This is a genomic window from Sanguibacter sp. TS_SC_8 (assembly GCF_055361235.1).
In genome coordinates this window covers 2804023-2825545 of the sequence record NZ_CM143955.1, presented here as the reverse complement: position 1 = coordinate 2825545, position 21523 = coordinate 2804023, and the positions used below count along the sequence as shown (strand labels likewise).

Annotated in this window: 24 protein-coding genes, 2 tRNA genes and 1 pseudogene; 16 read left to right on the top strand and 11 right to left on the bottom strand. The window is 69.7% G+C overall.

The annotated features are described in order from the left end of the window. Positions 1-340 precede the first annotated feature (340 nt). The 11 genes from rplU (at position 341) to ACWA15_RS12815 (ending at position 8587) form a co-directional block, all read left to right on the top strand. Entirely contained in the window at positions 341-649 is a 309-nt protein-coding gene (gene rplU / locus ACWA15_RS12865) for a 50S ribosomal protein L21 (protein ID WP_464059502.1), read from the top strand. Between the two features lie 74 nt (positions 650-723). After that, positions 724-981, top strand: a complete 258-nt coding sequence (rpmA, locus tag ACWA15_RS12860; RefSeq protein ID WP_464055718.1) for a 50S ribosomal protein L27 — start codon at positions 724-726, stop codon at positions 979-981. A gap of 92 nt (positions 982-1073) precedes the next feature. Next, positions 1074-2600: a GTPase ObgE gene (gene obgE / locus ACWA15_RS12855; protein ID WP_464055716.1), complete on the top strand. Its 1527-nt coding sequence runs from the start codon at positions 1074-1076 to the stop codon at positions 2598-2600. Positions 2601-2673: 73 nt separating this feature from the next. Then, a complete protein-coding gene (proB, locus tag ACWA15_RS12850; protein ID WP_464059501.1) occupies positions 2674-3786 on the top strand; it encodes a glutamate 5-kinase in 1113 nt (370 codons plus the stop codon). 94 nt (positions 3787-3880) lie between these two features. Next, positions 3881-5206, top strand: a complete 1326-nt coding sequence (locus ACWA15_RS12845; protein ID WP_464059499.1) for a glutamate-5-semialdehyde dehydrogenase — start codon at positions 3881-3883, stop codon at positions 5204-5206. 136 nt (positions 5207-5342) lie between these two features. Then, on the top strand, positions 5343-5495 hold the full coding sequence (locus ACWA15_RS12840; protein WP_464055715.1) for a hypothetical protein: 153 nt from the start codon (positions 5343-5345) through the stop codon (positions 5493-5495). Then, a complete protein-coding gene (gene nadD, locus ACWA15_RS12835) occupies positions 5480-6145 on the top strand; it encodes a nicotinate-nucleotide adenylyltransferase (protein ID WP_464055714.1) in 666 nt (221 codons plus the stop codon). Before ACWA15_RS12840 ends, nadD begins: the two co-directional genes overlap by 16 nt. Then, entirely contained in the window at positions 6142-7335 is a 1194-nt protein-coding gene (locus ACWA15_RS12830) for a hypothetical protein (RefSeq protein WP_464055713.1), read from the top strand. Before nadD ends, ACWA15_RS12830 begins: the two co-directional genes overlap by 4 nt. Positions 7336-7343: 8 nt before the next feature. Further along, entirely contained in the window at positions 7344-7790 is a 447-nt protein-coding gene (rsfS, locus tag ACWA15_RS12825; protein WP_093186205.1) for a ribosome silencing factor, read from the top strand. Further along, positions 7787-8467, top strand: a complete 681-nt coding sequence (locus tag ACWA15_RS12820) for a histidine phosphatase family protein (RefSeq protein ID WP_464055711.1) — start codon at positions 7787-7789, stop codon at positions 8465-8467. Before rsfS ends, ACWA15_RS12820 begins: the two co-directional genes overlap by 4 nt. 47 nt (positions 8468-8514) lie before the next feature. Continuing rightward, positions 8515-8587: transfer RNA gene (locus ACWA15_RS12815), tRNA-Ala, on the top strand. 67 nt (positions 8588-8654) lie between these two features. Here ACWA15_RS12815 and ACWA15_RS12810 read toward each other — a convergent pair. After that, on the bottom strand, positions 8655-9131 hold the full coding sequence (locus tag ACWA15_RS12810) for an SRPBCC family protein (protein ID WP_464055709.1): 477 nt from the start codon (positions 9129-9131) through the stop codon (positions 8655-8657). Positions 9132-9159: 28 nt separating this feature from the next. Continuing rightward, complete coding sequence (locus ACWA15_RS12805) at positions 9160-9825, bottom strand: hemerythrin domain-containing protein (RefSeq protein WP_464055708.1); 666 nt, start codon at positions 9823-9825, stop codon at positions 9160-9162. 251 nt (positions 9826-10076) lie between these two features. On the opposite strand from ACWA15_RS12805, the gene ACWA15_RS12800 reads away from it, so the two are divergent. Then, positions 10077-10149: transfer RNA gene (locus tag ACWA15_RS12800), tRNA-Ala, on the top strand. Positions 10150-10179: 30 nt separating this feature from the next. On the opposite strand, the gene heR is transcribed toward ACWA15_RS12800, so the two are convergent. Together heR and ACWA15_RS12790 are read right to left on the bottom strand one after the other, a co-directional pair. Next, on the bottom strand, positions 10180-10977 hold the full coding sequence (heR, locus tag ACWA15_RS12795) for a heliorhodopsin HeR (protein WP_464055706.1): 798 nt from the start codon (positions 10975-10977) through the stop codon (positions 10180-10182). A 120-nt stretch (positions 10978-11097) separates the two neighbouring features. After that, positions 11098-12117, bottom strand: coding sequence for a TIGR00341 family protein (locus ACWA15_RS12790; RefSeq protein WP_464055705.1), 1020 nt, complete (start codon positions 12115-12117; stop codon positions 11098-11100). 85 nt (positions 12118-12202) lie between these two features. Here ACWA15_RS12790 and ACWA15_RS12785 point away from each other — a divergent pair, with 85 nt between their 5' ends. Next, positions 12203-12352: a hypothetical protein gene (locus ACWA15_RS12785; protein ID WP_464055703.1), complete on the top strand. Its 150-nt coding sequence runs from the start codon at positions 12203-12205 to the stop codon at positions 12350-12352. Here ACWA15_RS12785 and ACWA15_RS12780 read toward each other — a convergent pair. The 3 genes from ACWA15_RS12780 to ACWA15_RS12770 form a co-directional block, all read right to left on the bottom strand. Beyond that, positions 12349-12822 carry a DUF2231 domain-containing protein gene (locus ACWA15_RS12780; protein ID WP_464055702.1) on the bottom strand — a complete coding sequence of 158 codons (474 nt, stop codon included), beginning with the start codon at positions 12820-12822 and terminating at the stop codon, positions 12349-12351. The two genes, ACWA15_RS12785 and ACWA15_RS12780, sit on opposite strands and share 4 nt — an antisense overlap. 28 nt (positions 12823-12850) lie before the next feature. Beyond that, entirely contained in the window at positions 12851-13621 is a 771-nt protein-coding gene (locus ACWA15_RS12775) for a VIT1/CCC1 transporter family protein (RefSeq protein WP_464055701.1), read from the bottom strand. A 251-nt stretch (positions 13622-13872) separates the two neighbouring features. Beyond that, positions 13873-14841 (bottom strand): hypothetical protein, encoded by a 969-nt coding sequence (locus ACWA15_RS12770; RefSeq protein ID WP_464055700.1) that lies wholly within the window; start codon positions 14839-14841, stop codon positions 13873-13875. A 157-nt stretch (positions 14842-14998) separates the two neighbouring features. Here ACWA15_RS12770 and ACWA15_RS12765 point away from each other — a divergent pair, with 157 nt between their 5' ends. Together ACWA15_RS12765 and ACWA15_RS12760 are read left to right on the top strand one after the other, a co-directional pair. Next, positions 14999-15346 (top strand): cupin domain-containing protein, encoded by a 348-nt coding sequence (locus ACWA15_RS12765; protein WP_464055698.1) that lies wholly within the window; start codon positions 14999-15001, stop codon positions 15344-15346. A 185-nt stretch (positions 15347-15531) separates the two neighbouring features. Beyond that, positions 15532-16884 carry an MFS transporter gene (locus ACWA15_RS12760; RefSeq protein WP_464055697.1) on the top strand — a complete coding sequence of 451 codons (1353 nt, stop codon included), beginning with the start codon at positions 15532-15534 and terminating at the stop codon, positions 16882-16884. 49 nt (positions 16885-16933) lie between these two features. On the opposite strand, the gene ACWA15_RS12755 is transcribed toward ACWA15_RS12760, so the two are convergent. From ACWA15_RS12755 to ACWA15_RS12740, 4 genes and pseudogenes are all read right to left on the bottom strand, one after another. Beyond that, on the bottom strand, positions 16934-17413 hold the full coding sequence (locus ACWA15_RS12755; RefSeq protein ID WP_464059498.1) for a VIT1/CCC1 transporter family protein: 480 nt from the start codon (positions 17411-17413) through the stop codon (positions 16934-16936). Further along, positions 17365-17523: pseudogene (locus ACWA15_RS12750) on the bottom strand (VIT1/CCC1 transporter family protein); the annotation flags it as partial. The gene ACWA15_RS12755 and the pseudogene ACWA15_RS12750, both read right to left, overlap by 49 nt. 152 nt (positions 17524-17675) lie before the next feature. Next, entirely contained in the window at positions 17676-18236 is a 561-nt protein-coding gene (locus tag ACWA15_RS12745; RefSeq protein WP_464055696.1) for a hypothetical protein, read from the bottom strand. 72 nt (positions 18237-18308) lie between these two features. After that, on the bottom strand, positions 18309-19337 hold the full coding sequence (locus ACWA15_RS12740; protein ID WP_464055694.1) for an NAD(P)-dependent alcohol dehydrogenase: 1029 nt from the start codon (positions 19335-19337) through the stop codon (positions 18309-18311). Between the two features lie 120 nt (positions 19338-19457). Between ACWA15_RS12740 and ACWA15_RS12735 the strand changes: the two genes are divergently transcribed. Beyond that, positions 19458-21491 carry an AAA family ATPase gene (locus ACWA15_RS12735; RefSeq protein WP_464055693.1) on the top strand — a complete coding sequence of 678 codons (2034 nt, stop codon included), beginning with the start codon at positions 19458-19460 and terminating at the stop codon, positions 21489-21491. Positions 21492-21523 lie beyond the last annotated feature (32 nt).

Sequence of the window (21523 nt, the reverse complement as noted above, 5' to 3'; positions counted from 1 at the left end):
AGATCCACGGCTCGGTTGTCGACGACAGCGTCACAGCCCTGCCCGCGGGGAGGTGGTCGCCGGATGGCTCGAAGTAGGGCATGATTAGCACCGGAGCCCTTGAGGTTTCACTCTGTCCTCAGTTCGCAAGTGGTTCGTCCGCGGTCGTAGGGTTTCACCTGGAACCTGAGGCGTGATCGGCCCTGCAAGCAGGATGCCCTCGTTGGCATTTGACCCTGAGCGCAAGATTCCGTAATCTTGATCGTCGGCGCGTGAGTGTTCGCGCGCTGGTCCCCGTGTGCTCCCGAGGTTTTCCTCGGTGATGAGCACGCCGCAGAGACTAAGAGAGATGAGCAGCAACGTGGTGTACGCGATCGTCAAGGCCGGTGGCCGCCAGGAGAAGGTTTCCGTTGGCGACGTCGTCGTCGTCGACCGACTTTCCGGCGACGCTGGCGAGTCCATCGAACTTCCCGCGCTGCTTCTGGTTGACGGGGAGAAGGTGACCACCGATGCGGCAGCGCTCGCCAAGGTGAAGGTCACCGCAGAGATCGTTCGGGACGAAAAGGGTCCGAAGATCATCATCCTGAAGTTCAAGAACAAGACCGGTTACCGCAAGCGTCAGGGTCACCGTCAGCAGCTGACCCGCCTGAAGGTCACCAGCATCAAGTGATTTCTCGTCGCGGCGGGCGATGCCTGCTGTGAACGACTCCTCAATTACTTCTCAGCAGGAAAGCAGGTTCCGCCATGGCACACAAAAAGGGTGCGAGTTCCTCGCGCAACGGTCGCGACTCGAACGCACAGCGCCTCGGTGTCAAGCGTTTCGGTGGTCAGGTTGTCAGCGCGGGTGAGATTCTTGTCCGCCAGCGCGGCACGCACTTCCACCCCGGCAACAACGTGGGCCGTGGCGGAGACGACACGCTCTTCGCGCTGACCGCAGGTGCTGTCCAGTTCGGTACGCGTCGTGGCCGCAAGGTCATCGACATCGTCGAGGCAGCAGTCTGAGCCACTCAGGCACCGTAGTTCTTGGGAGAGGGGCGCACCGCAGGGTGCGCCCCTCTTCTTTCATTCACGTTTGACAGATGATTGGTAGATCGATGGCTTCGTTCGTAGACCGTGTAGTGCTCCACGCCTCTGGCGGGAACGGTGGCAACGGATGCGCCTCGATCCGTCGAGAGAAGTTCAAGCCGCTGGCCGGACCTGACGGTGGCAACGGTGGCAACGGTGGCAGCGTCATCCTGCGCGTCGACGGCCAGGTGACCACCCTGCTCGACTTCCACCACCTGCCGCACCGGCACGCGACCTCGGGCACCCAGGGTGCCGGAGACCACCGCGAGGGTCACAACGGCGAAGACCTCATCCTGGGAGTCCCGGACGGCACGGTCGTCAAGGACCCCGAAGGCACCATCATCGCCGACCTCGTCGGCCTGGGCGCCGAGTACGTCGTGGCTGCCGGCGGGCACGGAGGCCTCGGCAACGCTGCCCTCGCCTCCAAGCGCCGCAAGGCCCCCGGCTTCGCGCTGCTCGGTGAGCCGGGCTTCGAGGTGGACATCGTCCTCGAGCTCAAGACCATCGCCGACGTCGCGCTGGTGGGCTACCCGAGCGCCGGCAAGTCGAGCCTCATCGCCGCGATCTCGGCCGCGCGCCCCAAGATCGCCGACTACCCGTTCACGACCCTCATCCCCAACCTCGGCGTCGTCCAGGCCGGCGGCTCGCGCTACACGGTCGCCGACGTGCCCGGACTGATCGCCGGCGCGAGCGAGGGCAAGGGCCTGGGCCTGGAGTTCCTGCGTCACATCGAGAGGTGTGCGGTGCTCGTCCACGTCATCGACTGCGCCACCCTCGAGCCCGGCCGGGACCCGATGAGCGACCTGGACATCATCGAGGCGGAGCTGGCGGCCTACGCCCCCGACCTCAACGCCGAGGGTGTGCGAATTCCGCTGACCGAGCGTCCGCGCCTCATCGTGCTGAACAAGATCGACGTGCCCGAGGCCCGCGAGCTGGCCGAGCTGGTCCGCCCCGACCTCGAGGCACGCGGCGTCAAGGTGTTCGAGGTCTCCGCGGCGAGCCACGAGGGCCTGAAGAAGCTCACCTACGAGCTCGCCGAGTACGTCGAGCGCGCACGCAAGTTCGCGCCCAAGCCGGGCGCAGCGCGCACGATCATCCGCCCCAAGGCGGTCGATGACGCAGGCTTCACCGTCCAGCGCAAGGAGTCGGGCGGAGTCCCCTTCTACGAGGTGCGTGGCGTCAAGCCCGAGCGCTGGGTCCGCCAGACCGACTTCTCGATCGACGAGGCCGTCGGGTACCTGGCTGACCGTCTGGGGACGCTCGGCGTCGAGCGAGAGCTGTTCAAGGCGGGCGCGGTGGCCGGCGACGAGGTCCGGATCGGACCCGAGCACAACTCCGTCATCTTCGACTGGGAGCCCACCCTCATCACCGGTGCCGAGCTGCTCGGCGGGCCCCGTGGGACCGACGCGCGCATCTCGGAGTCGCTGCGCCCCACCCGCGAGGAGAAGCGCCGGGACTACACCACCCGGATGGACGCCAAGGCCGAGGCCCGCGCGGAGCTGTGGACCGAGCGCGAAGCCGGCATCTGGACAGAGCCCGATCTGGACACGAAGTAGGCGCGTGCCCTGGGTGCGCGAGAATGGGTTGATGAGCTCTCTTGAGAAAGCCCACGTTCAGTCTCGCGACCACATGCGCTCTGCGCACCGCATCATCATCAAGGTCGGGTCGTCTTCCCTGACTGCTCCAGACGGACGTCTGGACGTCGAGGCCCTGAGGGCGCTCGTCGACGTCATCGCGGCTCGTCACTCCGCCGGCTACCAGGTCGTGCTCGTCACCTCTGGTGCCATCGCGGCGGGCCTCGCCCCCCTGGGGCTCACGGACCGGCCCAAGGACCTGGCCACGGCGCAGGCGACGGCCTCCGTCGGCCAGGGGCTCCTCGTCGCCCGCTACACCGAGGCCTTCGCCAGCCATGGAATCCCGGTGGGGCAGATCCTGCTCACAGCCGAGGACACGGTGCGTCGTGGCCACTACCGCAACGCTCAGCGTTCCCTCGAGCGACTCCTCAACCTCGGTGTGGTGCCGGTGGTCAACGAGAACGACGCCGTCGCGACGAACGAGATCCGATTCGGTGACAACGACCGCCTCGCTGCGCTGATCTCCCACCTCGTGCGCGCTGACGCCATGGTGCTGCTCACCGACGTCGACGGGCTGTACGACGGCCCGCCCTCGCGCGCGGGCACAGAGCGTATCTCCGAGGTGCACAGTCTGAGTGACATCGAGGACGTCGAGGTCACCAGTCGCGGCAGCGCCATGGGAACCGGTGGCATGGTCACGAAGCTCGAGTCCGTCTCGATCGCGACCGCCTCGGGGATCCCCGTTGTCCTCACCTGCGCGGCGAATGCCGCGGGCGCTCTCGACGGGGAGGACGTGGGGACGTGGTTCCCCGCCACCGGCAGACGGACGAGCCGGCGTCGACTCTGGCTCGCCTACGCGGCCAAGGTGCGCGGGCGCCTGGTGCTCGACGAGGGCGCCGTGCGTGCTGTGCTCGGCGGCTCTGCCTCGCTGCTGCCCGCCGGGATCGTCGGGTTCGAGGGCAACTTCGAGTCGGGGGACCCGGTGGAGCTCGTGGACAACCGCGGCCGGGTCATGGCTCGGGGGCTGTCCTCCTACGAGGCTGGGGAGATCCCGGAGCTCATGGGACGCTCGACCACGTTCTTGCGCGACATGCTCGGAGAGGGCTACGACCGCGCTGTCGTGCACCGCGACGACCTCGTCCTCGTGCGCCGACCGCGCAAGAGCTGACGTCCTCGGGCCCAACCATCGGGACGTGGGTGACGCCCGCGCCGATGGTCGCTAGCCTGGAGGGATGACTGATGGTGCAGAACGGTCCACAACCATGTCTCCCACGGCGCACGACGGCGGTGTCGACGGCGGGGCGGGCGACGTGCAGGAACAGGTCCTCGATATCGCCCGCCGCGCCAAGATCGCTGCACGGGCTCTGGCCACGGCGACGCGCGCCTCGAAGGACGGTGCTCTGCACGCCCTCGCCGACGCCCTCGTCGCCTCGAGCGAGGAGATCGTCGCCGCCAACGCCCTCGACGTCGAGCGAGGACGTGCCGCGGGTACTTCCCCAGGGCTGCTCGACCGTCTGACCCTGACTCCCGAGCGCACCGTCGCGATCGCCGACGCCCTGCGTGAGCTCGCCTCTCTCCCCGACCCGGTCGGTGAGGTGGTGCGCGGGTCCACGCTGCCCAACGGTCTGCGGCTGCGCCAGGTCCGGGTGCCGATGGGCGTCGTCGGGATGATCTACGAGGCTCGCCCCAACGTCACGGTCGACGCGGCCGGGCTCGCGCTCAAGAGCGGCAACGCGGTGGTGCTGCGCGGGGGGAGCGCGGCGGCCAGCTCGAACGAGGTGATCGTCCGAGTCCTGGGCGAGGCCCTCGTCGGCTGCGGACTACCGGCCGACCTCGTGCAGTCCATCGACGCCTACGGGCGCCCCGGCGCCGTCGCGCTCATGCACGCCCGCGGGCTCGTCGACGTGCTCGTCCCGCGCGGGGGAGCGGACCTCATCCAGACCGTCGTGCGGGAGTCCACGGTCCCGGTGATCGAGACGGGTGTGGGCAACTGCCACGTCTACCTCGACGCCTCTGCGGGGCTCGAGACGTCGATCGACATCGTGCTCAACTCCAAGACGCACCGGGTGGGCGTGTGCAACGCCGCCGAGACGCTGCTCGTGCACGCGGCCGCCGCACCGACCGTGCTGCCGGGCGTGCTGGCCGCGCTCGGTGCGGCGGGCGTCGTCGTGCACGCGGACGAGGAGACGACCGCGCTGGCCGTGGCCGGCGGGCTCGTGCCCGACCTCGTGACCGTCGTTCCTGCGACCGACGAGGACTGGGCGAAGGAGTACCTCTCCCTCGATCTCGCCGTCCGGGTGGTTCCCGACCTGGACGAGGCGATCGAGCACATCCGGACGTGGACGTCGGGGCACACCGAGGCGATCGTCACGGCGGACCTGCGGTCCTCCGAGCGGTTCGTGGCCGAGCTGGATTCCGCCGCGATCATGGTCAACGCCTCGACCCGGTTCACCGACGGCGGCCAGTTCGGGCTCGGCGCGGAGATCGGGATCTCGACGCAGAAGCTGCACGCCCGCGGGCCGATGGGGCTGAGCGAGCTGACGACGACGAAGTGGGTCGTCAACGGCGACGGTCAGATCCGGTCCTGAGGCGCCCGGTCATCAAGTTCGAGGGTCGAAGTGCCGACAGAGAACATGAGAGACTGGGCGCCAAGATCTGCTCACCCGCACGGGGGCAGCGATGTGCGACACCCGCTCGTTCGACGAGCGACTTCTGGAGGATGACGTGATCACAGCAGTCCTGGCCGCCGCCGAAGAGTCCGAGGTCGTGAACCACCTCCCGATGCACCCCATCGCGTTCGGGGTGACGACGTTCGTCGTCCTCGCCGCCCTGCTCGCGGTCACCTACGCGTTCCGCAGCGTATGGACGCGTCACTGACGGCAACGACCGCCGACCCCCTTGATCCTGTGCACCTGACCGTGCAGCGACGACGGGTGGGGGTGATGGGCGGGACGTTCGACCCCATCCACCACGGTCACCTCGTCGCCGCGAGCGAGGTCGCCGCGCAGTTCGACCTCGACGAGGTCGTCTTCGTGCCGACCGGCCAGCCCTCGTTCAAGCAGGACCAGGACGTGAGCCCGGCCGAGCACCGGTACCTCATGACGGTCATCGCGACGGCGTCGAACCCGGACTTCACGACCAGCCGGGTGGACATCGACCGCGCAGGACTGACGTTCACCGTCGACACGCTGCGCGACCTGCGCAGCGAGCGTCCGGACGTCGACCTCTTCTTCATCACCGGGGCCGATGCGATCGAGCAGATCGCGTCGTGGAAGGATGCAGAGGAGCTGTGGGGAATGGCACACTTCGTCGCAGTGACCCGGCCTGGGCACACCATCTCCGTCGCGGCGCTGCCGCCGTCGGTGGTCAGTGTTCTGGAGATCCCGGCGCTCGCGATCTCCTCGACGGACTGCCGTGCGAGGGCCAGGGCGGGTGACCCCGTCTGGTACCTCGTGCCGGACGGCGTCGTGCAATACATCGCGAAGTATGGACTGTATCGGGAGTCAGCTGTGAAGGTCGCGTCATGACGAATCCGAACGACGGGGTCCCCCTCACCCGGCGCCAGCTCCGCGAGCTCGCGGCGCAGGCGACCGGAGAGAGCGCCGCGCCGGCCGGGCAGGTCCCGCCGGCGCAGAGCGTGCAGGCTCCGCCCGCTCCTTCCGCTCCTTCCGCTCCGCCGGCGGCTGCCCAGCGCACGCCGCAGCCCATGCGGACGCGGACCGCCCCGCACGGATTCTCCCAGGCGGGTGCGGCCCTGCCGCAGCGCCCAGGAACCACAGGCCAGCCGGTGGGTCGGGTCAGCGCGCCCCCGAGCGCCGCGCCCGCTCAGGTGCCGCCCGCACAGCCGTCGACGCCGGCGCCCTCCCGTCGGTCGCTGCGGGAGCAGACCTCCTCGCACCGCGTCGTCATCGTCCCACCGACCCAGACGAGCGGGATCCGGACGATCGACGAGACCGGTGCGCTCTCCGCGATCCGGGATCTCGGATCGGGTCGGCCGCAGATGACCGCGCGACCCGAACCTGTCCGGCCCCCCTCCGTCACGGCCCCGCAGACCAGCCAACGCACGCCCGCGCCGACGGTCCAGCGCCTGCCCACCCAGCCCCAGCAGCCGACGCAGAGGCCCGTCTCACCGCAGGCCTTCTCGCCGGCCCCGCCAGCCAGTCCCACCGCCCAGTCCGCCCCGCTGCTGCGCGAGCAGGCGGCTCGCGAGCAGGCCGCTCGGGAGCAGGCCGCTCGGGAGCAGGCCGCCCGGCCGGAGAGCCTGCAGCCCGCGTGGGCGCCCGTCCCGACGTCGGCCAGGCCTGTGTCCGCTCCAGGACACCCGGGCGCAGCCAACGACCCACCTGAGCTGTTCCGCCAGCGCGTGACCGCACCCGGTTTCGAGCCGGTGGCGGCGCTCCCTGGCACTGGCGGTCCCGGCGGCCCCGGCGAGCTGCCCGCGTGGGCCGCGATCACGACGTCGCCACCTGTGGCCGAACCGCTCCCCGCGGACGACGACGCCGACGACGACGACGACTTCGACGACGACGAGCCGGACCACAGGTACACCTGGTTGCACTATCTGATACTGGTCGCGGTAGCGTTCGTGCTGGGCCTGATCATCTGGAAGGTCGGCCTGGAGAATCGTGGCGCGGCCTCGCCTGCCGAATCGGCGGCGAGCTACGGCATCGTCAGCGATGCCCCGTACGACCTCACCCCGCACGACCATGACTTCTAAGGAGAGCTGTGCCGGCAACTGAACGAGCCATCGAACTGGCGATCATCGCGGCCCGGGCCGCCTCGGACCGCAAGGCTGCCGAGATCATCGCCCTGGACGTCAGTGAGCAGCTCGTCCTCACCGACGTCTTCCTCATCGCCTCCGGCAACAACGAGCGTCAGGTGTCGGCCATCGTCGACGCCGTCGAGGAGGCCCTGCACAAGGAAGGCGTCAAGCCGATCCGCCGCGAGGGCAAGGGCGAGTCCCGCTGGGTCCTCATCGACTTTGGCGACATCGTCGTCCACGTGCAGCACTCCGAGGACCGCGTGTACTACGCCCTCGAGCGCCTGTGGAAGGACTGCCCGGTCATCGAGCTGCCCGAGGACGCCCGTGGCGGCGACGGCACCGCCCCTGAGTACGAGCCGGACGACTACGGATACCCGCTCCCCGGGACGGACGTGGACGACGCCGTATGAGCGTCGGCTCTGTCATCTTCCTGCGGCACGGCCGGACCGCGTACAACGCGATCGGCCGGCTGCAGGGGCAGGTGGACATCCCGCTCGACGAGGTGGGCCTGTGGCAGGCCCAGCACGGCGCCGAGGCGCTCGCCCGCCTGCACGCGCCGTCGCGGGTGGTCTCCTCCGATCTCGTTCGGGCCTGGGTGACCGCAGAGCACTACGCCGACGCCGCAGGCGCCGGTGTGGTGGCCGACCCGCGGTTCCGCGAGCGGAGCTTCGGCATCTGGGAGGGCCTGACCCGCGAGGAGATCGCCACCGGGTGGCCGCAGGAGTTCGAGCAGTGGCGCGGCGGCGCTGACCCGACAGGTATCGAGGTCGAGCCGCGGGCCGCTGTCGCGGCGCGCGTCGCCGCTGCCGTGAGAGAGCACGGGGCGGACCTGACCGGTGCCGACACGCTCGTCGTCGTCGCGCACGGCGCCGCGATCACTCTCGGCATCACCGCGCTGCTCGGGCTCGACCCGGACACCTGGCGGGGGATCAGCGGGCTGAACAACGTCCACTGGAGCCACCTGGAGCGTTCGCACGCCGGGTCGGTCACCGACTGGCGGCTCGTCGCCCACAACGTCGGGGCTGGTTTCCCGCTGGATCACTGGAATGCGGGACCCGATTGGAATTTGGAGCCGACTTCGTTCTAAGATGACGACGCTCCGCGATGCGGAGTGCAGGGCCGATGTCTGGTTCTGGGGCTGTGGCGCAGCTGGTAGCGCACCTGCATGGCATGCAGGGGGTCAGGGGTTCGAGTCCCCTCAGCTCCACCGAAGTAGCAGGGCGAGGGCCGTGTCTGAGTCTCCACGTGGAGGCCAGGGCACGGCCCGTCGTCGTTCATGTCACTCCGTTCATGTCGCTCCCGGGGGCGCGAGCCCGGTCCGCCGCCTCGAGCTCACGGCGGAGCCCGGTGAAGTCGCGCAGCAGGATCCGCGCCAGCACGGGCTTCGGCAGGAGTGCCACCAGCCGGAGCCAGGAGGCGACGTCGCCTCCGTAGTCGGCATGGATGCGCGTGCCCTCGGCGTCGCGTGTGCACACGTACTCGACGCGGGAGTTCCACGGTGACGTCGAGTGCCACACGACCCGACGGTCAGGCTCGACGACCTCGAGCACGTCGGTGAACCGGACGCGGAACGGCCCGATGCGGTCGACGGCGGCCCACCGGTTCCCCACCTGCAGCGGACCGCTGTCCAACGGGCGGCGAGAGTCGACCGCAGGCGCGAACTCGGGCCACCGACCCGGATCGGCGAGGTAGGGGTAGACGCGCGACGGCGGGTGATCGAGGTGGACGTCGAGCGTCACGCGTCGCCACATGGTTTCCTCCGCCTCGCCGGTCGCCGCATCACACCATGGTGGGTACGGGACGGTCGGGGTAGAGCTCCCGCATCGCGCTGTCGTATCTCCGCTTCATGAGGAGGAGGTACAGGACCCGGATCGGGGCCGGCACGTTGGCGCGGAACCAGTCCTCCCGCTCGTCCTCGGGGACGCTCGCGAGGAGCAGACCGAGCTGCAGCGACATGACGTCTTTCCCGAGCTCCTTACGGTGCGCCATGAGGGTGGCGCGTGTGTGCTCCTCCATGAAGTCCCACTCCTGCTGTGACATCACCTCCCCGGCGACGGGGAGGATGTCGTCCTCCTCCTGCCCGAGGTGCGCCAGCAGCAGGTCGCGGAGACTCTCGATGTCGGTGGCGAAGGCATCGCGCAGCCGGGGATCTGCGGTGGCCACCCAGGGCTCCAGCTGCGGCTCGATCCGCGCGAGCCGCACCGCGACCTCGGCGTGCTGCGCTTGCATCTGACCGACGTGCAGGGTGCAGGCGGGGTCACGCGCGACCAGCCTGTCCCACAGCACCATGTCCTCGGTCTCGTGGTGCATGTGCAGGGCGAAGAAGTCGAGGTGGGCGTAGCGGCCTACGACCGCGGAGCGTGCGGTGTCGCCGGGCTCGACCTCGCGCACCAGCACGGGGAGCTCCCGATACAGCCAGCGGAAGATGCGATGAACGAGGATCATCCCCGACGTGTCACAACCGGGGTGCTGCCCCGCGGGCATCGGCCCGGGAGGAGGAAGTGTCTTGGCCATCCGTCCACCACCCGATCCTCGACATCGGCGTCCTCGCTGCGACAAACGCTACTCCCACCCGTTGCGTGCCACATCCGCTCCGCGCCGGAGGACCTAGCTGGCCCGCGATTGGGACCTGCGCCAAGTTCGTTCTAGGATGACGACGCTTCGCGATGCGGAGTGCAGGGCCGATGTCTGGCTCTGGGGCTGTGGCGCAGCTGGTAGCGCACCTGCATGGCATGCAGGGGGTCAGGGGTTCGAGTCCCCTCAGCTCCACCGAACAAGCGTGGCCCGGGCCGTCGCCGCTCATGGGGCGAGGGTACCGGCGAACACCTGCCAGGCCAGGGCGGACTTCGCCACGAAGCTCAGCACGATGTAGGCGCGCTCGCCCCTCAGGTAGTCCGCGAACCGGCCGACCGGGCGGTACTGCAGCCACTGCACGACGGCGAAGACGTTGAAGAACACGAACAGCGACACGATGATCGCGTAGACGAACGCCGGTGGCTGCGCGGCCGAGGTGGACCCGGGGGCGGCGACGTAGACGACGATCGCCAACCATGGGACTGCTCCGGCGATGCAGCCGAAGGTGAACGGCAGCCAGCCGCCGTCCCCGGGCTCGTGGTAGGTCTCCTGCAGCCAGCCGAAGAGGATCATCGACGCGTTGACGCCGAAGATCGCCAGCAGCGCCGCGATGTCCGTGATCCCGCACAGCTGGGCGATCACCACGATCATCAGCGAGCTCGACAGGGAGTACTCGACCCACCGGAAGACGTTGCGCCGCCGCGCCAGACCATCGAGGTAGCGCCCGAAGAACCATGGGGAGCTCACCAGCAGGTGAAAGAGAGCCGAGAGCAGCAGGAACCCGGCGACGGCTCCTGCCACGGACAGGTCAAACACCGTGACGCTCTCACCGGCCGAGCCGGGCGGCCCCACGAGGTAGGTCCCGGTGACGGGAAGCGTGAACCCGTTCGCCAGCGCCAGCACCGCGGCGGCGCTCACAGCGTGCACCAACGACGCGAGCAGGTTGGCCCGGCGCAGCGAACGGGCGCGGTCGGCGGGGACGGGGACGATGGGCATCGCAGTGGTCACGGTGGGTGAGGACATCGGCATCTCCTTCAGAGGGACACAACAAGTCAACTGGATCTCGCCCGTTCTGTCGCATCAGACCACGCGGGAGGGCCAGACCAGATCTTCCGTGTCAACCTGACACGCCCGAGGCGGGGCTCAGGGGCCCTGGGCGCCCACCACCGCGGCGTCCAGGTCCTCACCGCGCAAGGTCGTGACCACGACAGTCATCCCGTCCGGAACCTGACCTTGAAGGTTGGTCATCAGGTGGTCCAGGTCCGGGAGATCCTCCGGCGTGCGGACCCGCACGTAGAAGGAGCCAGATACGAGCTCGACGCCGTCCACGAGCCCGCCGGGAACCGTGGAGATCCATTCATCTGCGGTGACCTGCACGCGGTGGGTCCACAGGGCCACGAAATAGGTGAACGCAGTGTTGGCCACCAGCGGCACGAGCACCAGGACGAGCAGGACGCCGATGGCGGCATAGGCCCGCTGCTGCGACAGGACCTTGGCCGTCGATCCCTCGGCCGCGTAGCCGGCAGCGGTGAAGACCAGCATCCCGACGAGCACCAGTGCGACGAAGTTCGACAGGAACAGCACGAGAGCACCGATCGCCAGCACGATCGACCCCTGACCGAGGCAGACACCCACGACGACGAGGGGCGGCACCAGGGAGATGGCGATGGCGACCCCCGGCAGAACGACCGCAACGTCGCGCCGGGAGAGCGCCACGGCACCGGCAACACCGGTGGCGACGGCCGCCACGAGGTCGAGCAGCCCGGGGGACGTGCGCCCGGTGATCTGGGTGTTGGTGAAGAGGTTCTCGTCGCCCGGCACCACGAACGTGAAGACCACACCCATCAGCACCACGAGGCCCGCGCCGAGCACGACGTAGCGCACCGCGCGACCGGTCAGGTGGGAGTCGCGGAGCACCACCCCGAGGGCGATGCCCATGATCGGGGTGGACAGCGGCGCGATGATCATGGCGCCGATGACGGTCGCGGTTGAGTCCGACAACACTCCTGCTGCCGCTACGACAGCCGAGACCACGAGCATCGTCCAGAAGGCCGATCGCTTCGACTCGTGATCACCCGCCGTCAGGTCGAGGTCGGCGGTGAGCTCGTCGAGCGTGCGTCGTTGCACCTCGGGGAGCAGCTGCTGGCTGAGGCGACCACGCATGTCGGCGGCCTTTCGCGGGGGAGACAGGTCTGTGCCGGTGAAGTCGGGGAGCGGTACCGCGGGTGGCGCACCGGGATCGATGTCTGTGGGCGCCGAGACTCATCTCACCACCTCCGGGATGATCGGCAACCCGAACGTCGGGTGGACCAGCCTGCGGGTGTGCGTGACCGGGGCGGAGACCGCCGCGATGGGCGCCGAGGAGGTCGCGTTGCTCACTCACCAGCGCCGAGGCTAGTCGGCGACGTCCTGCGACCAGACGGCTTCTGCACCGCTGTGCCCGATGCGGATCGCCTGCACCGTCGTTCCGGTGCTGGTGAGAAGGGCCGCGACCGCGAGCGCGACGGCGACCCAGCGCGGTGCCCGTCGAGTGGGCGCTGAGCGCTCGCCCCGGTACCACCACACGAGCAGGGCCGCGACGACGACGAGGCCAACCACCCAGGGCAGGAGCCCCTCGGCGAGCTCCGCATGGGCCTCGACCAGGGCCGACTCGCCGACACGTTCCTCGAGGGCTTCTCCGGACTGCTCCGAGATGGGAATGAGCACGAGCGCCGCGAGCGCAAGGCCTGCGGGCAGGAGACCCGCCCAGCGGCGAAAGCGCGGCCAGAGCGCCGCGAACGTGGCGGCGAGGGCTGCCGCCGGCACGATGACTTCGGTGGCGTGGATGACGAGAGGGTGCAGCGGCAGGCCGGCGATGGTGTCGAACATGGGACTCCCGACGGGTGAGGTGCGCGGGTCAGCCGCCGAGCCCGGTGACTCCGATGAGGCTGCCGACCCCGTAGGTGACGATCATCGCGGCGGCCCCGCCGAGCACGAGGCGTGCGACGGCGCGCACGTGGCCGGAGCTGCCGAGTGCTGCGCTCACGCTCCCCGCGACGGCGAGGGCGAGAATCACCGCGAGAAAGGTGACCGGAATGCGGATGGAGGCCGGGGTGAGTGCGATCGCGAGAATGGGCAGGATCGCCCCGACCGTGAACGAGGCGCCTGACGAGATGGCGGCGTGGCCGGGATTGGTCAGGTCGTCCGGGTCGAGGCGCAGCTGGGCGTCGAGGTGCGCCGCGATCGGGTCGTGCGCCGTGAGCTCGGCCGCGACGGTGTTCGCGGTGGCCGGCGACACGCCCTTGGAGCGGTAGATCGCAGCGAGCTGCACAAGCTCGGCCTCGGGGTCCTGGGCGAGCCTGGCCCGTTCGCGGGCGATCAGAGAGCGCTCGGCGTCGCGCTGGCTGCTGACCGAGACGTACTCGCCCAGCGCCATCGACACGGCGCCGGCGACGAGTCCGGCGATGCCGGCCGTGAGGATCGGTGCGAGGGCGGTCGTCGCACCCGCGACGCCGACGACGAGGCCCGCCGTCGAGATGATCCCGTCGTTCGCGCCGAGCACCCCGGCGCGCAGCCAGTTGAGCTTCGCCGCGTGGCTCCGTCCCGGCTTCGCGACGGCAGTGCGCTGCGGCACCGTTCCCTCGGGCCGCGGGGAGGTGCCGGGGCTACGGAATGCGGCGGTCGTCATACAAAGAATCGTAGGCAACAATGCAATTCAATACCAGCAAGGAAAGGCTGCGCTGACCGAAGCTTCCTAAGGATTCCCTCACCTTTGTTGACGAAGGAAACAACTGCGAGTCGGTGTTGTCACGGTGGGTGAGGGCATCGGCATCTCCTTCAGAGGGACACGACACGTCAACTGGAACTCACCCGTTCTGTCGCATCAGACCGCGCCGGCCTGCCTCTACCCAGTCATGACGATGATCGGCGGCTGGAGCTTCAGCGTCGACGCAGCTGCTGCGAGCCCCGACGCAGGCGCCGCACGGAACGGCTCCTGAGGACGGGGGGCGCGCTGGCGGCCGCGACCACCCCGACGGTGCACAGAGCGACCGACACCGCGCCCGCAAGAGCCATCACCACGACGAACCAGGCGACGCACCCGAGGACGATCGTGGTCATCACCACCGTGGGCCATCCCGTGGTCTCACCGGGAACGGCTCCACGCAGCACTTTCGCCGGCGTCCGCAGGCCGGGCCGGGACCAGAATTCCGTGCGGTGCTCGATGATGAGGTAGGGCGGGACCAGGCGCACGAGGTCGGCCAGCACTGCCGCACGAGCCTCGACGGTCTCGAGCCTCGTCCGGCCGGGGGCGTGCACTGCCACGTTGCCGCCGGCGACAACGATGCTCAGACCAGCGACGTCGGGCCGCATCAACCGCTCCATGACGCGGGGGTGGCAGAAACCGTGCCCGAACTGCGCATCCGCGCACTGCACCTGCCAGCCGGCGTCGAACTCCGCCCACTCGAACCGCAGGCGCGTGCCGTCGTCCGGCCCGGCGGGCGGGCGCCGCACACCTCCCGTCGGAACCATCGTCAGCACCGGGAGGTTGGCGTGGACCGGGCTCATGAGGAGGTGCCTGTACCGGGTCGTATCGATCCCTCGGCGCCAGTCGGGGTCGTACTCCGTGGTGGACGAGGTCACCGGGATGCCGTCGACCGCTCCGTGCAGAACCTCCGTTCCGCGGGTGACCGTCCACGCTTGCGCCGGCTCAACGTTCCACCCGTGCTTACGTGCCCACCGGTGGACCTCCCGGGACCGCCGGCGGTCACGCCGGATCGGTAGCACGATCCACGCCGTGAGCGTGGCGAGAATCCCGCCCACCACCACCGCGAACACCACCATGTCGTGGGCGGCGAGCCACCCGCACGCCGGTCCCGGGTATGGCGCGGATCCGTGCGGGTAGGTCACGACAGGGGCATCGGCACGGATCTTTCACGTCTTGAGGGCCGAGTCGGTTCGCTCCCACTGCGGCGTCATCCTGCGACGGCCGTGGCCTCGCTATGCTCAGCTCATGCCGTGGGCTTGTCTCGCGGGCCTGCACGCCCATCGCTCACCCGGAGGAATCGTGGCCAATCTCAGCGTCCTTGCCCCCTCGCACCTCGACGCAGCTCGTGCCTCGGACCACGGCCGCAGCGCCGAGCTGCTGCTGCACGACGGACCTCTGCGGCAGACCCTGATCGCGCTCGTGGCGGGCACCGAGCTCGCGGAGCACAACTCGCCCCACGCAGCGAGCCTGCAGGTCCTGGTGGGTCGGGTGCGCGTGACCGGGGCGGAGGCCGCCGCCGTGGTCGCCGGAGAGGTCGTGCTGCTCACGCACCAGCGTCACGCGGTGCTGGCGGAGGAGGACTCGGTCTTCCTGCTGACGACCGTCACGGGCGTGGCACCCACGACGGAACCCGCCAGGGCGCGGTAGCCAGGACGGTCGGTGACGACCGATGCTGCGCCCCGGCCACCACCCCTCGGGACCTCGGACCCAGTCGCTGCCGTGAGCCTCAGGATACCTTGTTCCGCATAGCGGAACGAGGTGCCGCAGTGCGGCCTGCCTGGCCTCCCCGAGGATCACCCGTGGCACGCCAGCTCCCACGGAAACGGTGCACTGTGACTGAGATCCTGACTACCTCCCGCGAGGGGGCGGACGCCGTCCTTCCCCCGGCGGACGCGCAGAACCTTCGCCGCGCGGCCTGGGCCGGTGGGATCGGTACAGCCCTGGAGAACTTCGACTTCACGATCTACGGGACTGCGTCGGCGATCATCTTCGGCAAGATCTTCTTCCCGAACCTGGACCCCACGGTCGGAACCATCGCGTCCTTCGGCACGCTGTTCGTCGGCTTCGGTGCCCGCCCGCTCGGAGGGCTGTTCTTCTCCAAGTACGGTGACCGCCTCGGACGCAAGTTCGTCATGGTTGCCACGCTCTTCCTCATGGGCACGGCCACGTTCGCGGTCGGCCTGCTGCCCAGCTATGCCGCCGTCGGGCTCTGGGCCCCGGTCCTGCTGCTCATGGTCCGGTTCCTCCAGGGGTTCGGCGCAGGCGCTGAGCAGGCCAGCGGGATCGTCCTGCTGACGGAGACCGCACCCAAGGGGCAGCGCGGCAAGTATGCGTCGCTCGTGTTCGTCGGGGCCGCAGCGGGTGCTGCGATGGCCGCCGTCGTGTGGATCCTCGTCCAGCGCATGTCCGACGAGGCGCTGATGTCCTACGGCTGGCGTCTGGTCTTCTTCAGCTCGATCTTCGTCACCATCGCCGCCTGGGTCATCCGTCGCAAGGTGAAGGAGTCCCCGGTCTTCGAAGAGCTCAAGACCGTGGGCAGCATCGAGAAGGAGAAGTCCCCGGTCGCGGACGTCTGGAAGAACGGCAAGAAGCACCTCGCCCGGATCTTCTTCATGAACATCGGCGCCAATGCGCACTCGTACATCTTCCAGGTCTTCGCCGGCGCCTACCTCATCAACGAGATCGACGTGGACCCCAAGTGGATCCCGAAGTTCCTCCTCATCGGAGCGGTGTGCGCGTGCTTCTCCGCCGTGGGCTTCGGCATCCTGAGCGACACGTTCGGCCGCCGCCGGACATACCTGTTCACCACCGGGTTCCTCTTCCTCTTCAGCGCCCCCGCGTTCCTGCTTATGACCACCGGCAACCTGGTGATCATCTGCATCGTCATCGTGATCGGCTTCATGGTCGCCTCACAGGGCACCGTCGGGGTGCAGGCGGCCTACTTCCCGGAGCTGTTCGGCTCCCGCTACCGCTACGCCGGTGTGGCCATCGGGCGCGAGTTCTCCTCCGTCTTCGGTGGCGGCCTCGCACCGCTGATCTGCTCCGCGCTCGTGCAGTGGGCGACCGGTTCGTGGTGGCCGGTGGCCATCTACATGATGGTGATCATGGCGATCACGTTCGGCACCACGCTCTTCGCACCGGAGACAGTCGACCGCGACCTGCTCAGTGAAGACGACGCCGTCTAGCGCGAGGACTCCGACCGTTCCGGGTGGTGCTCTCACGATCCCTACGGGGTCAGCCGCCGAGCCCGGTGACTCCGATGAGGCTGCCGACCCCGTAGGTGACGATCATCGCGGCGGCCCCGCCGAGCACGAGGCGTGCGACGGCGCGCACGTGGCCGGAGCTGCCGAGTGCTGCGCTCACGCTCCCCGCGACGGCGAGGGCGAGAATCACCGCGAGAAAGGTGACCGGAATGCGGATGGAGGCCGGGGTGAGTGCGATCGCGAGAATGGGCAGGATCGCCCCGACCGTGAACGAGGCGCCTGACGAGATGGCGGCGTGGCCGGGATTGGTCAGGTCGTCCGGGTCGAGGCGCAGCTGGGCGTCGAGGTGCGCCGCGATCGGGTCGTGCGCCGTGAGCTCGGCCGCGACGGTGTTCGCGGTGGCCGGCGACACGCCCTTGGAGCGGCGGTCGTCGCACCCGCGACGCCGACGACGAGGCCCGCCGTCGAGATGATCCCGTCGTTCGCGCCGAGCACCCCGGCGCGCAGCCAGTTGAGCTTCGCCGCGTGGCTCCGTCCCGGCTTCGCGACGGCAGTGCGCTGCGGCACGGTTTCCTCGGGCCGCGGGGAGGTGCCGGGGCTACGGAATGCGGCGGTCGTCATACAAAGAATCGTAGGCAGCAATGCAATTCAATACCAGCAAGGAAAGGCTGCGCTGACCGAAGCTTCCTAAGGATTCCCTCACCTTTGTTGATAGGAAGGGAGTGGGTGTCGGCGAGGAAATCATCGCCGCGATCGTGACGGCTCGTGAGCTGTCAGGATCCGAGAAAATGGTCCAGCAGCGGGACAGCGAGCGCCATCCACAGCGCGACCGCTATCGTCGTCGCGACCACCGGGTACGCGTGCACCCACGAGAATGCCTCGGGCCAGCATCGCCGGAGATCCTTCGGGCGGCTCAAGAGGTCGGAGCGCCGCGTGACTGGGACGTCGAGCGGCGTCCACATACGGGCCAGCCGGCGCTGCTTCCTCGCCCCTGACAGTGTGTGTCCTCCGCCTGCAGCGACTCTGAGCAGGGCTGCGCCGTCGACGTCGAGGACCAGCGCGTAGGCGGCGACGGCAGAATATGGTCTCGTGTCGGACGCGACCTCTGCCAGGCGCACCTCGGACACCAGTGCGGCAGGGATGGATCCGTTGCGCCCAGCGAGGGTGCGCCACGACACGCCCTCCGGTGCGACCTGGACCCGGCGAACACCCACTCGGAGCGCGCGGCGAGCACGCGGGTGAGTGGCGCTTGGCGGGGGAACCGCACCGACCATCTGCTCACAGGCAAATCCCCACCAGGTGACGGGGGAGACGCCGGTCTCACCGGTGCTCATCCGCCGACCTGCCACGCTCCTCCGACCCATACCCAGCCATCGGCACGCAGAGCCGCTCGATCAAGGTGCTTGTCACCGCGCGGTTCGGGGCTGGGGTCGAATCGTGATGGCGACCTTCCCGCGCGCCTTCCCGGCGGCCAGGTACCGCAGCGCCTCCGGGGCCTGGTCCAGAGGGAACGTCCGGTCCAGCGGCGGCGTCACGATGCCCGCCTCGAGGAACTCGGTGAGCTGGACGAGGTCGCTGGCGCGCACGATGCCCACGAATGCCGCCAGCCGCTGGCGCACGAACGGGGAGAGGACCAGAGCGCCGAGCTGTCGGTGCAGGCCGCCCCCGAGGTCGCTGCCCTCCTCGCCGCCCGTGATGACCGCGGTCCCGGACGGGGTGAGGGCGCGGCGGAGCCGGGACAGCGGGGGATTCCCGGCGACGTCGAGAATGAGGTCGTAGTAGTGGGCGCCGTCCGCGAAGTCCTCGCGGGTGTAGTCGAGGACGTGGTCGGCGCCGAGGGACCGCACGAAGTCGACCTTCGCGGTGCTGCACACCCCCGTGACCTCCGCGCCGAAGGCCTTGGCCAGCTGGACCGCATAGCTGCCCACGCCCCCTGAGGCGCCCGTGATGAGGACCGTCTGGCCTCGCTCGAGGCGGCCGACGTCGCGCAGGCCCTGCAGCGCGGTGACTCCGGAGACCGGGACCACGGCGGCCTGCTCGAAGGTGAGCCCGGCCGGCTTGCGGACGAGCCGGTCCGCGCGCGCCACGGCGTACTCGGCGAAGGTCGACCTCCCCTCGCCGAACACCTCGTCGCCGGCGGAGAGCTCGCTCACTCCCGCACCGACCGCCACGACGGTCCCGGCGACGTCGGACCCGGGCACCGAGGTCCGCGGGCGGCGCAGACCCAGGGCGAGGCGAGCCACATAGGGCCGACCGGTCATCAGGTGCCACACCCCCCGGTCGAGGCCCGCCGCGTGCACACGCAGGAGCACCTGGTTCTTGCCGGGCTCGGGGCGGGGGATCCGCGCGAGCCGCAGGACGTCGGCGGAGCCGTAGGTGTCCTGGGTGATCGCCCGCATCGTGGTGTCGGGGGTGGGCTGCGCGGCGGATGCCATGACCGTTCTCCTCCGGGTGGGCGAGTTGCGGCTTCTTCATCACGATACGGGGGATGAGGGGTGCTGTCGTGCGGGTTGGGTATCGTGTTGCTGCCCTGCTGCCGCGACCTGGAGTCCTCCGTGAACCACCTGGTCCTGCCTGACCACCTCACCGTCCTCATGTCCACGCGTCCCCACCTGGACATCGTGGGCGACCAGGCGCCGTGGGAGATCCCCGACGGATGGTGGGACCGCACGCACGCCCGGGTGCGTGCTCTCGCCGAGGACCCGCGTGGCGGGCGCCTGGCCGAGGCGATCGGCGACTGGCCGGCGGGGACCCCCCACATCGCCCTGTTCCTCTGCACGCTCGGTGAGCGGCTGGGCGGGTGGAGCGCGCTGCTCGCGGGGTCCGCGACCTTCCCGCACACGATCCTGGGGGACGTCCTCCCGGCGTCGATCACCCTGGGGCCGAGCCCGGTGTACCGCTACATCGGGACCCAGACGGACTGGCCGCTGCGTATGGTGGACCGCGCCGGCACAGACCCTGAGGCCCGCCTGGACGCCCTGGACCTCACCCTCGAGGCCCTCGCGGTGTTCAACGACGTCGCTCCCTTCGCGCGGCGTCGTACAGCCCTGCAGGGCGTCCTCCAGCGCGTGCTGGACACCCGCGAGCTGCGGATGACCCACCTGTTCGGTGACTACGCCGAGATCACGCGGATGTGGCGCAAGGATCTGCTGACGAGCGACGAGCGCGCCCAGCTTCCCGAGCTCGGGGGGTGGACGGACACCTTCGCCTGGTCCTTCGCCGGCCTGGAGGCCGTCCACGAGCACCTCGCCGCGCGCCTGGGGCGCTCGGAGCCGGTCGAGGACCTCATCGCCTCCGTCGCGCTCTCGGACGGACTCGCTTCGCTCCCAGCCGCGGCCGCCCACGCCCTGGGCGCCGCGCGCTGGACCCGGATCGACTCCCTGCTCACCGATCGGCGCTCCTCCTTCGACAAGGGGGAGTGGACCGTCAGGACCCGCGACTGGGTCGCGCGCGGCCTGGCGGCGGGCGAGATCGACGCGTGCCGAGCCTGGATGCAGGCGATGAGCCAGACTGCGGTCTCCCTGGCGGGACTGCCGGGAACGCCGCGGACCTCGTGGGCGCCCAACACCCTGGGGTTCCTCCAGGACGTCGAGGACACCTACACCGTCCGGACTGTCCGCAACCCGCTCGCCGCTGACTTCGCCCTCAAGAGCGCCGCCGCGGCGAGCGCGGGTGACGCCGGTCTCAGCGTCGGGCTGCGCGCCGAGGGCGAGGACGACGCGGTCGACGTCGACCCTGACGAGGTGGAGATCGGCGACCCGCAGGCCGAGCTCGCCCAGCTGATCGGCCTGGGGCCGGTCAAGGAGCAGGTGCGCCGCCTGGAGTCCGAGGCCAAGGCCGACCAGCTCCGCGCGAAGGCGGGCATGCCCGACTCGGGCCGCTCCCGGCACCTCGTCTTCACCGGGAACCCCGGCACGGCCAAGACGACGGTCGCCCGGCTGCTCGCCCGCACCTACGCCCAGCTCGGCCTGCTGACCCGCGGCCACCTCGTCGAGGTGAGCCGGATGGACCTCGTGGGGGAGTACATCGGCCAGACCGCCCCGAAGGTCCGCAAGGTCTTCGAGAGAGCCTCCGGCGGTGTCCTGTTCATCGACGAGGCCTACGCCCTCATCCCGGCGGACTCCTCCCGCGACTTCGGGGCCGAGGCGATCGCGACGCTCATCAAGCTCATGGAGGACCGGCGCGACGAGGTGGTCGTGGTCGTCGCCGGGTACCCGGCCGAGATGGGGCGGTTCCTCACCTCCAACCCTGGCGTCGCCTCGCGCTTCCCCAAGACGCTGACCTTCGCCGACTACGACGACGCCGAGCTCGTGCGGATCTTCCACCTCATCACCGGCGAGCAGGGCTTCGTCCTGGGCGACGGCGTCGAGGAGCGGGTGCGTGCACTCTTCCCGGCGCCGCGCCCCGCGGGCTTCGGCAACGGCCGGTTCGTCCGCAACGTCTTCGAAGAGACCGTCTCGATCCAGGCTGAGCGGATCGTGGCGTTGGAGGACCCATCGCCCGAGCAGATCAGGACCATCCTTGCCCGCGACGTGCCGGCCGTTCTCGCCGAGCGTCCGTCCCGGCCGTCGCCGGGGATGTACCTCTGAGGCGTCGGCCCGGGGAGGCAGCCGGCCGCGAT